At 43.7% G+C, this 13,908-nt stretch carries 10 protein-coding genes; 3 read left to right on the top strand and 7 right to left on the bottom strand.

The annotated features are described in order from the left end of the window. Positions 1–34 precede the first annotated feature (34 nt). From ACI2JM_RS09445 to ACI2JM_RS09435, 3 genes are all read right to left on the bottom strand, one after another. Positions 35–976, bottom strand: a complete 942-nt coding sequence (locus tag ACI2JM_RS09445; protein ID WP_404643785.1) for a D-2-hydroxyacid dehydrogenase — start codon at positions 974–976, stop codon at positions 35–37. Between the two features lie 198 nt (positions 977–1,174). Continuing rightward, the gene (locus tag ACI2JM_RS09440) at positions 1,175–2,131 is read right to left on the bottom strand and encodes a response regulator (RefSeq protein WP_404643783.1); all 957 of its coding nucleotides are present in this window, start codon (positions 2,129–2,131) and stop codon (positions 1,175–1,177) included. 79 nt (positions 2,132–2,210) lie between these two features. After that, on the bottom strand, positions 2,211–4,523 hold the full coding sequence (locus ACI2JM_RS09435; RefSeq protein ID WP_404643781.1) for an ATP-binding protein: 2,313 nt from the start codon (positions 4,521–4,523) through the stop codon (positions 2,211–2,213). A 656-nt stretch (positions 4,524–5,179) separates the two neighbouring features. On the opposite strand from ACI2JM_RS09435, the gene rapA reads away from it, so the two are divergent. Both rapA and ACI2JM_RS09425 read left to right on the top strand, forming a co-directional pair. After that, on the top strand, positions 5,180–8,068 hold the full coding sequence (gene rapA / locus ACI2JM_RS09430; RefSeq protein WP_211181268.1) for an RNA polymerase-associated protein RapA: 2,889 nt from the start codon (positions 5,180–5,182) through the stop codon (positions 8,066–8,068). Positions 8,069–8,564: 496 nt separating this feature from the next. Further along, entirely contained in the window at positions 8,565–9,467 is a 903-nt protein-coding gene (locus ACI2JM_RS09425; RefSeq protein WP_060491950.1) for an acyl-CoA thioesterase II, read from the top strand. A gap of 62 nt (positions 9,468–9,529) precedes the next feature. On the opposite strand, the gene mutY is transcribed toward ACI2JM_RS09425, so the two are convergent. After that, positions 9,530–10,798: an A/G-specific adenine glycosylase gene (gene mutY, locus ACI2JM_RS09420; RefSeq protein ID WP_404643778.1), complete on the bottom strand. Its 1,269-nt coding sequence runs from the start codon at positions 10,796–10,798 to the stop codon at positions 9,530–9,532. A gap of 391 nt (positions 10,799–11,189) precedes the next feature. Between mutY and ACI2JM_RS09415 the strand changes: the two genes are divergently transcribed. Then, on the top strand, positions 11,190–11,705 hold the full coding sequence (locus ACI2JM_RS09415; RefSeq protein WP_228244541.1) for a heme-binding protein: 516 nt from the start codon (positions 11,190–11,192) through the stop codon (positions 11,703–11,705). A gap of 154 nt (positions 11,706–11,859) precedes the next feature. Here the strand turns inward: ACI2JM_RS09415 and ACI2JM_RS09410 are convergent, their stop codons facing one another. The 3 genes from ACI2JM_RS09410 to ylqF all read right to left on the bottom strand — a co-directional run bounded on the left by ACI2JM_RS09410 (position 11,860) and on the right by ylqF (position 13,876). Then, positions 11,860–12,048, bottom strand: a complete 189-nt coding sequence (locus ACI2JM_RS09410; protein ID WP_404643776.1) for a hypothetical protein — start codon at positions 12,046–12,048, stop codon at positions 11,860–11,862. Positions 12,049–12,209: 161 nt separating this feature from the next. Further along, positions 12,210–12,830 (bottom strand): hypothetical protein, encoded by a 621-nt coding sequence (locus ACI2JM_RS09405; RefSeq protein ID WP_404643774.1) that lies wholly within the window; start codon positions 12,828–12,830, stop codon positions 12,210–12,212. An 89-nt stretch (positions 12,831–12,919) separates the two neighbouring features. Beyond that, complete coding sequence (ylqF, locus tag ACI2JM_RS09400; protein WP_404643772.1) at positions 12,920–13,876, bottom strand: ribosome biogenesis GTPase YlqF; 957 nt, start codon at positions 13,874–13,876, stop codon at positions 12,920–12,922. Positions 13,877–13,908: the final 32 nt, after the last annotated feature.

Here is a 13,908-nt window from a genome sequence, read left to right as displayed (position 1 = left end):
GGTCGCTTAGTTACAGTTGTTTGCTCAATGTTTTTTAATGGCTATTAATAAAATCAGCAACTTGTTTGCTTAAGATCTGCCACAAGGTTTCTTGTGCACTTTTGCTGCCCCACGCATTATGCGGGCTAAATATAACGCGCGGATGCTTGGCAATGGTCAATAAAGGGTCGTCAGCGGTGATGGGCTCTTGTTCAAACACATCGCTGGCGTAGCCGATGATTTGCTCATTGTTAATGGCATCAGTCAGTGCTTGGCTATCGACAATACCACCACGAGCGACATTGACGATGAGCGGCTGTTTGACCATTTTTGCTAAAGTATCTGCATTAATCAGGTGCTGAGTTTTCTCGTTTAATGGGCAATGTAGGCTCAGTACATCAGACTGTGCCAGTACGTCGTCAAACGCGGTATAGTCGTCATTGCGCGGTGCGCGTCCTTGCTGCTCCGCCCACAATACTGTCATTCCAAAAGCGCGTGCAATGTCGGTCACGCGTTTGCCGATGGTACCGACCCCAATAATACCTAGCGTTTTATCTTCCAAATCTATCAGCGGAATATCCAGTAGGCAAAAATTACCGTTTGCTTGCCATGTGCCATCAGCGACTTTTTGATGATAATAAATACCCGCGCGCATGGCGTTGAGCATGAGCATAAAGGTATGTTCGGGCACACTTTTAACTGCATAACCTGCGACATTATAAAGCGCCACATGGTGCTCAACACAAGCGTCTTGATCGACGTTGTTCATACCAGTAGCGGTCAGTTGAATGAGCTTGAGCTTGGGCAATTTGCTTATCACTTCAGCGCTGATTTGCACTTTATTGGTGATAATGATGTCAGCGTCTTTGCAGCGCTCTACGATAACAGCAGCATCTTTTGGGGTATCATCATAAGTGAGGTAGTCGCTGATGCCGTTTGGGGCTGGCAAGTCGATGCCATCAGAAAAAGTGCCTTTATCTAAAAAAACCGCGCGCATGGTTATTCCTTATTAAATAGTTATTTTAAAATGATTTTAATAATGATCGACTTAATGTAGCACGTTGGTGATTTTAGTCAAAAAGGTCGTTAAAAAATCCATCAAAAAGTACAAAGCAAAAAACCTCTACTTCAATATTGAAATAGAGGTTTTGTTTATTGAGACGGTGGTCTTTTGTGCTTATTTGGTTTTATGCACTTATAAAGAGAAACGCTTACGCAATTTGCCAATAAGGCTACGTACGCGACTGCTTAAATCAATACGAACGTCGTTTTCAGGGTCATGCTCGACTTCATAGCGTTTGACCAAGTCAGGGCTGGCTTTTAGCTTCGCATGATGCTGAAATGCACGGTTGACGCTAATCTCAAGCAGGCTGGCGCGCATCGGTTTCGGCAAGCAGCGATAAACCTGACCTTTATTAATCAAATCAATCAGCAAGCCAGCGTCTTGAAATTCAGTCTGTACCAAAACCACCAAATGCGGCGCATCTTGCTTTAAGGTAAAGATAATCGGCGCGATATTCTCACCGCTGACATTGATATCGGTGATACAAACACCGATATCTTCATTCGCCAAATAATCGTACGCTTCTTCTAAACTCTCAGCGTGCAGTACTTTATAACTGTGAGAAAATTGCTTACGTATTTGCTCAATCAACTCATTGGTTTCATCGATCACAAGCAGCGTTTGCTTATTACCTGAACTGTCGAATTGGTCGGCATCTTCGTCTGGATTATAGGTCAAGGCGATTTCGGTAGCGCGTCCGACCACGGTGATCAGCTCTTCAGATTTACAAGGCTTAGTCAAATAACGATAAATCTCACCATCGTTAATAGAGCCAATAATGGCGTTTAAATCGGCATAGCCCGTCAATAAAATACGCATGGTGGACGGTGAGACATCTTTTACTTCGCGTAAGATATCCACACCGACTCGCTCAGGCATCCGCTGGTCACTGACCGCCACGTGTACATGGTTGTTCTTGATATAGTCAATATACTCAGCCGGGTCGGTGGTGATAAACACGTCATGCGTTTTACGAAACAGCAGTTTCATAGACCGTAAAATGCGTTGTTCATCGTCGATAAATGCCAACTTCGGCTTTGACTCAGCGCTGCTTTCAACTGTGGTTAAGTCATTTTCTAATTCATTCATGATGATATCCTTATGATGATGAATAATAGTCGTTAAATATCTAAATATGTTCTACGTAACAGGGCAGCTGATCAAGCGCTTATGCGACTAGGTTTTGCTCTGTTAAGTTATTATTAATCGGCAGTATTAACGTAAATGTGGTGCCAACGCCTTCGGTCGATACGACTTTGATATCGCCATTATGTTGCTCCATAATTTGCTGGCTGATTGCCATACCAAGACCAGTGCCTTCGCCTGCGCCTTTGGTCGTAAAGAACGGCTCAAAGATTTGATTGAGAACTTCTGGACTCATACCTTTACCGTTGTCTATGACATCAATATAAACATGGTGATCATCGGCACGGGTGCGCACTTCGATTTTGCCATCAGGTTTTTCTCCCATAGCTTGCGCGGCATTGTTCAGTAGATTGACCAAGACTTGGTTAATTTGCGACGGTGAGCATTTCACTTCAGGCGTGGGCGCAAAATTAGTCACAATTTCTTGATGTCTAATGGAGTTGCCAGCGATTTTAAGCGAGGCTTCGATACATTCGCGCACATCGATGGTTTTTACTTTTGACTCATCAAGACGGGCAAAGTTGCGTAGGTTCAGCACCATCTCAGTGATTTGCTCGACGCCAAACAACGAATCTTTAATCAGCTCTTTTAATTCAGCTGATAGGTCATCTTCTTGTATTTCATCAGAAGCACGGATAATATCCGCCAATAGCTTGTCAATTTTGCCATCAGTCGCTGCGTCAGTTTTAACGCTTTTTAATCCTTGTACCAATTCAATCAACTCTTCGTATTGCTCAGTTAACTGGCCAATAATTTCAAGGTTATTTTGCACGTATGATAAAGGTGTGTTCACTTCATGAGCAACGCCTGCCACCATTTGTCCCAACGTTGCCATTTTTTCTGAACGAATCAATTGCAACTGCGAGTTTTTCAGCTCTTTTAGCGTTTCTTGCAGCTCAGCGGTACGTTCTTCGACTTTAATCTCTAGCTGTTGGTTAATGTTGGCAAGCTTACCTTCGTTAGACTGGATTCGGTCTAGTAGGTCATTAATAGAGCCATTCACCAGTCCAATCTCGTTGCGACCTTCTGCGAATTTAACCTCGCTCAGCTTATTGTATTGCTTATTATTAATTAAGTTTTCCGCTTCAGAGATTTTATCAGTGGTTTCTTTTAAGGGTTTGAATGCTAAGAAGGTCAGCATGAAGTAAATGACGCCAGCTGTAATCAATAGTGCTAATGCAATCCAGTTAACCAAGTTTTCGCTGAGATTATCGGCAATGGCGTTAATTTCAGCATCAGGTTGGACAACGATCAGCTTCCAATAAGTCTCAGGAATCTCAAAGACATAGGCTTGACTGCCGTTATAGTAACTGTCTTTTGCCAGCTCGAAGCTCTGTAATAAGCGGCTGTCCATGGCGTTTTGCTTGTTTTCACCATTATTTAGGTAAGCGGCGTAGTTAACAAGATAATAACCTTTTGCCGTACCAGTTTCAGCTTTATCAAGCGTGGTCAGTACCTGCTGAACTTGTGGTGAGACGCTAGCGGCGACTTGTTCGATGATCTCATTACGTTGGACATCTAAGAAATCAAGCACGGGTTGCCAAGCAGGGTCTGAGTTGATGACTTGTTTGATATCAAGCGGCGTACCCGTTTTCTCATCAATATAGCTTAAGCGTTCAGGGTTAGAGGAGGCGATCACCTTGTCACTATTATCCAAGAGTAGAATGTAGCCTGAGCCTGAGCTTTCGCTTAACTTAACGATGTTTTCTTGTAGCTGATTCAGCGTAAAGTTAACCGTACTGGCACCCCAAAACTGATTGTCACGCTCGATTGCCACACCGCAGCTCATCGCAAGCTCGCCTTTGGTTTGGCTGGCACGTACATGGTTCCAAATACAGCTCTCAGGTTTGAGCAACTTTAAGACGCTAAACCAATCTTCTTGATAATAAGGATTGGTAGGATTTGGATCGCTCAACACCGCTTGATAATCGCCGTTTTGACGAACCATCAAAAATGGATGGGTCGCGGTATTTGCCCCAAGTGCGCCTTTTTCAGGCCAAATGCCGCCACTACCCAGTAAGTTATAGTCACGCTTATCAAAGGCATTGGCAGTACTGGTTTGTAAAATAGCCTCTTCTGTGGGCAAGGTTTGCGCGCTTTGCTGTAGTAGCAAGGCACTACGCATCACCCGATTGATATCGGCTGAAATACTATTTACCGCGGTATTGCCACGTTCAGCCACCAATTTTGCAGATTCGAGGCGGATTTTCTCATAGCCCTCTTTATCAACAACATAAACGACGACCGCCAGTACGACCGCAAAAGCAATAAATAAAATAGTGGTTACTTGGGTACTGACTTGATTAAAAAAGCCAACTTTTTTGGAGGCACTCATGATGGTGATAGTCCTTGGATAATAGTGACCACGAAGAAGAGTGCCAATGCTAGGTATTGGTGGCAATCAATCAGGTGGTAATGCGTAATCTTAGTTAAAGTAGTCTGTACATAATGGCAAAAAAACTGAAATTATAATTTTACTCTTATAACTTAACCGACTTAAATATTGATGTTTTTATAACTTAAAGGACTATAAAAGGCCATACTGTGCCCATAAATCCTTAAGGATAATTAATCATGAATACTAGGCGGCAAAAGAGTATGGGTAGACGTGCGTTTGAATAATTCAGGTAAGAAAGAAGAAATGTTCTATTTCATTTCTTAACAATACAGAATCAATTTTATAATGACAATATTTTTTCTTTACTTGCGAGTCGTTATCTTATTGTTTTATATGACCAACTTATGCTTGGCGTTGATATAATCTTGCAATAATCTGCTCTTGAAAAGTCAACTTAGCGCACTCATCTAGCTGCTAACGTTATATAATGGTCGGCTTTATCTTGCGACCTAGCTAATGAGCTGACGCTACCGGTATGGCCGGTGACCTCTCAGACTATTAAGTAATGACATCGCGCTAGTGATTCACGCTAGCAACTCTCATTATGAGCTATCTATTTTTTCCTATTATCTGAGTACAAAAGACATCGCCCTATGACTATCTCTATCGCTTCATTGCACAATACTGAATTTGCCGTTGGTCAACGTTATTTATCTGATACGGAGTCCGAGCTGGGCTTGGGTGTGGTCATCGATGTAGATGACCGATGTGTGCACATTCTATTTCCACAAAGTGAAGAGACGCGCGTCTACGCCAAAAACTCCGCGCCATTATCACGCGTGGTGTTTAAAGTCGGCGATAGTATTTCTGATCAAGCGGGTAAGAGCTATACCGTAACCGCGGTCGAAGAAGTGATGGGTGTACTCAAATACAGTGTCGATGAGCATGAACGAGGCATTATGGAAACCCGTCTTGCTGCCAATATCACGCTTGCTAAGCCGCTCGAGCGTCTGCTGGCTGGTCGTATTGAGCGTGGTGATTGGTATGAGCTGCGTCAAGATATCTTGCGTATGCAGTCGGCGCTGGCAGGTCATCCGCTGAAAGGTTTGATGGGTGCGCGTGTCGATATCATTGAGCATCAGCTCTATATCGCTCATGAAGTTGGCAAACGTATCGCACCGCGTGTGTTGCTTGCAGACGAAGTTGGTTTGGGCAAAACTATCGAAGCAGGTTTGATTATTCATCAACAGCTTTTAACAGGCAAAGCTGAGCGTGTGCTCATTCTGGTACCAGATAGTTTGCAATATCAGTGGATGATTGAGCTGCGTCGTCGTTTTAATCTAAATTTTGCCTTATTTGATTTGGTACGTGCAGCAGCCATTAAAGAGCACGATCCTGAGCAAAACGTCTTTGCTACTGAGCAATGTATCATTGCGGGTATGGATTTATTACTCGATCACCCTGATTTGTACGACCAAGCGATGGATGCAGGGTTTGATTTATTGGTGGTTGATGAGGCGCATCATCTGCATTGGGATGAGGCGCAAGGCGGCAATGATAAATATGACTTGATTGCTGACTTTGCCGAAGAAACGCCAGGGGTCATGCTATTGACAGCAACGCCAGAACAGCTTGGCGCACAAAGTCACTTTGCTCGTTTGCGTTTGCTTGATCCGGATCGCTTTGATGATTTGGATGAGTTTATCAATGGTCAAGAAGCCTTTGCTGAAACGGCTGCCGTTGCTGGTGTATTGATAGAAGATAAGCCATTGAGCGACAGTCAAATTGCCGCTTTAAGCAGCTTGTTAGACATCAGTCTTGATGAGTTGGCAACGATTAATGATGACGAAAAACTGCGCACCTATGCGCTTAATGAGCTATTAGATCGTCATGGTACAGGTCGTATTCTATTCCGTAATACCCGTGAAAGTGTGAAAGGGTTTTATGGTCGTAGCAGCCAGCCGTATCCACTGGCATTGCCTGCCGCATGGAAAGACAGCTATCAAACCAATGGTAAATTGCGTGAGCAGCTATGGGGCGAAGAAAACCAACCTGATGGTGGCTGGCTAGAAGATGACCCACGTGTGCCTTGGTTGATTGATATTTTGCGCGGCGAGCTTAAGCACAAAAAAGTGCTGTTGATTGCCCGTAGTGGCGCGACGGTTGAGAGTTTGGAGGCGGTATTACGTCTGCATGCCGGTATTAAAACCGCTATCTTTACTGAGCAGATGACCTTGCTTGAGCGTGACCAAGCAGCGGCGTTCTTTGCTGATAGCGAAGGCGCACAGATATTATTATGCTCGGAGATTGGCTCGGAAGGTCGTAACTTCCAGTTTGCCAGCCAGCTGATATTGTGGGATTTGCCAGCCAATCCAGATACCTTAGAGCAGCGTATTGGTCGCCTAGATCGTATCGGACAAACGCAGCAAATCATGCTGCATGTGCCTTATGTACAGGGCACAGCACAAGAGCGACTGTATCATTGGTATCACGACGCGCTGAATATGTTTAATCAAATCTCTCCAACGGCGCAGAGCGTGCAAGAGCAGTATATCCAAGAGCTAAAACCCATGCTTGAGGGTGCGGATACTGACGAGAACCGTGCGATACTACAAGATATCATCGAAGAAGCGAAACAGACGCGATTGGGGTTAGAGGCACAGCTACAAGCGGGTCGTGATCGCTTATTAGAATACAACTCTTGTCGCCCACGTGTTGCCAAACGTATCGCTGACGCCATGCGCGATTTTGATGGTCATAATCTATTGCCGCAGTTTATTGAGCGCTTTTTTGCCTCAGCCAATATCGATCACAATATCCAGCGTGATGGCTCGTGGGTGATTGCTCCGATTGACAGCACTGAAATTAGTGATTATATCGATGGTCTGCCACTCGGTGACGAAGACGGTATGACGTTGACATTCGAGCGTGAGCAAGCACTACAGCGTGAAGATATCGAATTTATCACTCATGAGCATCCGTTGATGCGCGCGATTTATGAGTTGGCCAGTACCAGCACCTTTGGTAATACCACGGTGGCGATGCTAAAAAGTTCTGCTGTACCACAAGGTATGGTGCTGCTCGAAGTGAATTTCCGCGTTGAAGCCATTGCGCCAAGGTTGCTCAATTTACCAGCGACGCTGACCACGCAAAATATCCGTGTATTTATCAGTGAGCAAGGCAGTGATTTGTCCTCGCGTATCAGTGCGGAGATGATTATGCCGCATATTGAACGTCTGGATAAAAACCGTGCTCGCCAAGTCATCAAAGTACGCGGTGATGTAATTGAGCAGCGTTATTATGAAGCGGAAGAGATTGCCCGTCAGCAGCTTGCTGAGATTGGCGAACAAGCCAGTGCCCGTTTTAGCCAGCAGTGGTCACGTGAAATCAAACGTCTTAAGCATCTACAAACGATTAATCCTAACGTACGTCCTGCCGAGATTGAGCGCTTGGAGCAGCTAAAAGCCCAAGGTGAGCAAGCACTAGGTAGTCTGTTATTAGTCCCAGACTCCATCCGTGTGTTAGTGGCAGTGAAGCCATAAATGTAAATGATCAAAAGAACGAGATGTTTAATAGCATCTCGTTTTTTTATGATTAATATCGTTTATATTAGGACGCGCCCTAAGGCATGTTAAGCAAAAATATTAACATGATATTGCCAAGTGAGCGTCGCTCTCTAGTCAAAGCCATCGATATTGGGTAAGATGTTTATCTTTTCGATTTATAGCCCGTTTGCTATAAAAGGGTGACCGCGTCTCGTGTGAAGTATCACATATACCCTTGTACTCGATTGCTTTGTACTTCTTTTAAGCTGAAACAACGATATAATAAATGCTGGTGATAGCGCTGCTATGACCGTGTTTTTTGCGCTAAAATTTTTGTGTTAAATCTCTCTTGTGCATTTTCAGCAAGTGATTTCATATTATTTTACATTCAAATGCAAAGTGTCTTTTGTCTTTCGCGATATCATATCGATATCTTTAGGTGCGTATTTTCAGATGCTTAGCGTTTTTGATAAAAATAAGGAAACATATCGTCATGTCCGATTATTCGCAATTGATTGATGAGCTGCTAGCTACTGTAGCGCTTATTGAAGTGACCCCCGATGTCTTTGAGGGTAAGAGCCATGACTATGTTGGCAGTCGTATTTTTGGTGGACAAGTGCTCGCCCAAGCCATCATGGCGGCGGCGCATACACTGGACAAAGACAAGCCCTGTCATTCATTGCACGGGTATTTTTTGCGCGGTGGTGATATCACGCAGCCAGTGATTTATCAGGTGCGCCGCTTGCGTGACGGTCGTAGTCTGTCTGCGCGTGAAGTGACGGCGATTCAGTATAAAGAAGTGCGTGGTAAAGCACCTGTTGAGCAAGTAATATTTTCAATGATAGCCTCGTTTTCGCCCATGGAAGAGGGTTTAGAGTATCAAGAAGACATGCCTGTCTATCCGCCACCAGAGGATTTACTGGCTGAGCAAGATTTAAAAGAAGAGTATGTCGGAAAAGTCCCAGACGCGCTCAAAGCCCGCTTTATGCGCCGTCGCCATGTCGAAATTAAACCCGTTAAACCGCGTGATCCGATTCATCCAGAGCCAATGAAACCGAAGCAGGCGAACTGGCTGCGTATCCGTGAATTGGGCAATCAACCTGTTGCGATTCAACAAGCGCTATTGGCATTTTCGTCCGATTTTTATCTGGTGGGTACAGGGCTGATGTCACATGGTGTTAGCTTTATGACCAGCGGCTTACAGGCGGCCAGTATCGACCACTCGATGCATTTTCATCGTAATTTTGATCTAAACGGTTGGATGCTATACGACATGTGGAGTGATACTACGTCTAATGCCAAGGGCTTAAACCATGGGCAATTTTGGCAAGACGGTAAGCTGGTTGCTACGGTACAACAAGAAGGTCTAATGCGTTTGCGAGTGCCGAAGTCTTAGCGCTAACCGTACTACGATGACTAAAGAAAAAGCGACTCACTATTGATAATGAGTCGCTTTTTTTATTCTAAAATCTTAACCATTGCTCGTGGCAATCCAAGCGTTGCCTGAGCATCAACAGCATTTAACCAATTAATATTGATCTCTGCTGCCTGTAAGGCTTCGGTTATTTCAGCCACTTGCTTAGCATTTAAAGTGACTGATTGCGGTGTCAAATACCAATGAAAATGGGTCAGTGAATGTTTAATAGGAGCATCGTCTAATAAAGTTTTACTGACTGCTTTTGCTGTCAATTTATGCTTATCTAACCACTCATTGATAATTTGCTCGGCAGTAGTAAATTCTGCTTCGTATACTTTTTCATTACTGGTCACTTTTAATACTGTATCGTCAATTTCAGTCGTTTTTTCTGCGGCAGTTTTAGTATTCACTTTGCCTGCGGTTTTTTCAACAAACTGTAAAGGTAAACTCCACAGTCCGCCCCAAATGCCATTGTCAGGGCGTTGTAGCCATAGTATTCTGCCATCAATACCTTCAATCAATAAGGCATTGCTAAACTTGCTGGGTTTGGGCTGCTTTTTTGCTTTGACTGGATAATCCGTTTCGCGTCCTTGCTCGTGGGCTAGGCAGTCCTCTTGAAGGGGGCATAATAGGCAGGCAGGTTTGCTACCGGTGCATAACGTCGCGCCCATATCCATCATCGCTTGTGCGAATAACCCTGAGTCATCGACAGGCGTTAAACGCTCTGCCAAGGCCCATAGTTCTTTGGTGGTGGCAGACTTGGTAATATCACCATCAATCGCTGCCCAACGCGTCAAGACACGTTTGACATTACCATCACAAATGACGCCATAACGATGTAAGCCCATCGCCATAATCGCGCCAGCGGTCGATGGCCCGACGCCAGATATGGCTTCCCACCCTGCTAGCGTCTGCGGAAAGTCGCCCGTCTCATCAATGACTTCGACCAGTTGTTTCGCGCCTTTATGCAAATTACGCGCGCGCGCATAATAACCAAGTCCTGCCCAATGCTCCGCAACCGTATCCCATTCTGCAGCGGCTAAATTTTGCACGGTCGGAAAGGATGCCATAAAACGGGCAAAGTAGGGCAGCACCGTCGTTACTTGCGTCTGCTGTAGCATGACTTCGGATAGCCAGACGATATAAGGATTGGGCGCGTCGGTTTGGTGCTGCTGCCAAGGTAGGTCATGGCGACCGTTTTCGGCGAACCAATCGAGTAGGCGCGGGGCGAACGAATCGAGAGAAGTAGAGTATTGAGTAAAAGTGTTTTCTATCGTCGTGAGGTTTGCAGTGGGGGTAAGCTGAGTCATATCATCAATTTTTGGCATATTAGTGTATGAATTATAACCGATTTTTGAGAGAAGTGAGTTGATATCGCTGTCGTGCGATGTTTGAGATTACCACGATGTAAGCGTCTTTTGAGTATGAGTGTTAAAAAACAGAGTATGTAACAGAAAACTTAATGTAGAGTTGCAAATTTATAAAGTAAATCTTACAAAATTAAGTGAATTTTGTAGAAAAATTAACTTATCATTGTTGTGCTTTTTGCAAGATTATGACTCTCATTCTCGCTAGGGTCGCAAGAGCACCTTTGAGTTAACGATAACTCATTGTCTGGTTTCATCAAGTACGCTTACTAAAGCTCACTAAGCATCATTTCAAACAAACGCTCACATGTATGAGTAATATTTAGGACTCTTTATGAAGTTAATGTCGAACTACTTATCTAAAGCAATATTGGCGCTAGCAGTCATTGGCTGTTCAGCCAACGTTTTGGCCGCCAAACCAAATCTAGTATTACAACAGCCCAATGTTTCTTTAGAGCTGGCCAATGAATTAATCGATGCCACCATGGCAGCCTGTCACGCAGAGGGCAAATCTGCCGTTGTCGCGGTTGTTGATCGTGCTGGTAATTTAATCGCGCTACAGCGCGATGATAACGTTGGTCCGCACAATACTGATGCTGCTGTTCGCAAGGCATTTACGGCATTATCTACCAAAACGCCTTCACGTACGTTGGCGGATAATGCTCGCGCTAATCCAGACTCAAATAACTTGAATACGGTAAATGATTTACTGCTGATCGGCGGTGGTGTGCCGTTAAAGTTTGGCAATGATGTGATCGGCGCTATTGCAGCGGGCGGCGCAGGCGGTGCAGTACAAGACGAAGCTTGTGCGTTGAAAGCTATCGAAAAAGTCATGCCTAAACAGAAGTAGTCGATGGCTTAGATATCGCTAAATGATTTAGATATCATCGAAAAACTTCGATATCGCTATCAGTAAACAAAAAAAAAGCCCTTAGGGGCTTTTTTTGCATGAGCTCTAAAATAATTTTATGCAGCTAACATTATAGACAAAAAGGGTTGTTGATTTACTTTCGATTCTTCCGCGTTTTCAAACGACGTAAGCGTTTCTCTTCTTCTTTGGCGATTCTTTTTTCTTCTGCTGCTAAGCGTTGCTCGGCGACGACGATTTCTTCAGCTTCAGACATGGCTGGCGTCTCAAGCGTAATACGCCCAAGCTTGGCACTACGTAACTCGTTGATCAAAATCTCAGACATGCGGTAGGTATCGACTTGATTGCTACTGATTGTTCTTTTGTCTTGGCGATAGGCTGAGTCATAGAGTGTTGTGACTAAAAAGTAGGGCGGTTAGTTATACCTTATGTTAGCTTGTTCAATGAGTTGGCATTGTTTAGTTTAGGGTTAGCCGCTTAGATATTTTATTTTTTGATATATTTAAAAATAGTATGACTTGCAAGCAACCAATGTTCAATATTCTCTGTTTTTTCATATTCATCAATGGATATGTAAAGTATCGCATCCAAAATATTTAGGTACTCTATTGCTGATTTAATCGTCTCAGTAATAAAATTAATAAATCGCTGATAGTCAGGTGGATAGATTAAATCTGTATCTGAATTAAATATTCTATGTTTTCCGTTTGAATCAACAAAACTATTAATTGTGGTTTCTAATATCCAAATATTGTACAGAAACATAACTTCTGGGTCGTTAGTTTTATGAAGTAGGTATCTAAGTTCTGGTTTCCATTCAATAGCTTTAGTCAGCAAGTCTATCTTAATATGACCAACAAACTTATTTCTTATATATTTTGCAAACTCGTACTCATCATACATTTCATTAAAAATAGATGACAGATTTCTGTGTTCACTATAAATAACTCGCATAGTACGTTCAAAATCTACGAGATTTGCAATAGATATTAAAGCTTGCTTAAGTAGGATAATGCTAGACATATTTTTAAGACTACAACGTTCAAATTGATTAAGAATCTCTATTAAGTCTGATTTTATTAGCCTAGCTTTTATCAGTTTTTCCATTTTTAGTGCGCACCAATACATAATCATAACTTTGTTATAAGTACGTGAAACGCACTCTAGGCGAGACTTCTATTTAAAAAAACTAAACCCTACTTTCGATTCTTCCGCGTTTTCAAACGACGTAAACGCTTTTCTTCTTCTTTAGCGATTCTTTTTTCTTCTGCTGCTAAGCGTTGCTCGGTGACGACGAGTTCTTCAGCTTCAGACATAGCTGGCGTCTCAAGCGTAATACGCCCAAGCTTAGCGCTACGTAACTCGTTGATCAAAATCTCAGACATGCGGTACGTATCGACTTGATTGCCCGAACGTACACAGCCGCGATTACGTCCAGCTATTTCAAAAAACTCCCAATCAGTCTTTGGTAGCGCTTCAATTTTATAGCGGGTTTTTAGCAGCTCAGGATAGGCTTGCATCAAGTATTCAGCGGTATAGCTGGCAACATCAGCGAAATCAAAAGCCGTATCACGAATACCGCCCGTCGCTGCCAGACGATAGCCAGAGTTTTCGTTTTCGACTTTTGGCCATAGCATACCGGGCGTGTCATAGAGCATTATGTCATCGTCAAGTTTAATCAATTGCTGCGACTTGGTGACCGCTGGCTCATCGCCAGTTCTTGCGACAGCACGTCCAGCCAAAGTATTAATCAACGTCGACTTACCAACGTTTGGAATTCCCATAATCATGGCTTTGATTTGGCGACCCGTCCCCACTTTATTGGGCACAAGTTGTTTACAGATGGCGATGATACGTTTGACATCATTGGCTTTTTCGGTATCGCAAGCAATGGCTTTCACACCGCTTTGCTGCTCAAGATAGTCCATCCACGCTTGAGTCAATTCAGGATCAGCAAGGTCGGCTTTGTTCAGGATTTTGATGACGGGTTTTTCGCCGCGCAATGCCGCGACCATTGGGTTTTCACTACTATATGGGATACGCGCATCGATCACCTCGATGACCAAATCCATCTGCGGCATGATTTCTTTGATTTCGTTACGGGCTTTGTTCATGTGCCCAGGGAACCACTGAATACTTGCTCTCTTATCCATCTGCTTTCATAACCTTTTATAAAAAATGCGCA

Source organism: Psychrobacter sp. NPDC064578, from assembly GCF_044901245.1.
Taxonomy (GTDB): domain Bacteria; phylum Pseudomonadota; class Gammaproteobacteria; order Pseudomonadales; family Moraxellaceae; genus Psychrobacter; species Psychrobacter cibarius_C.
This window is presented reverse-complemented; position numbering and strand designations above follow the sequence as displayed.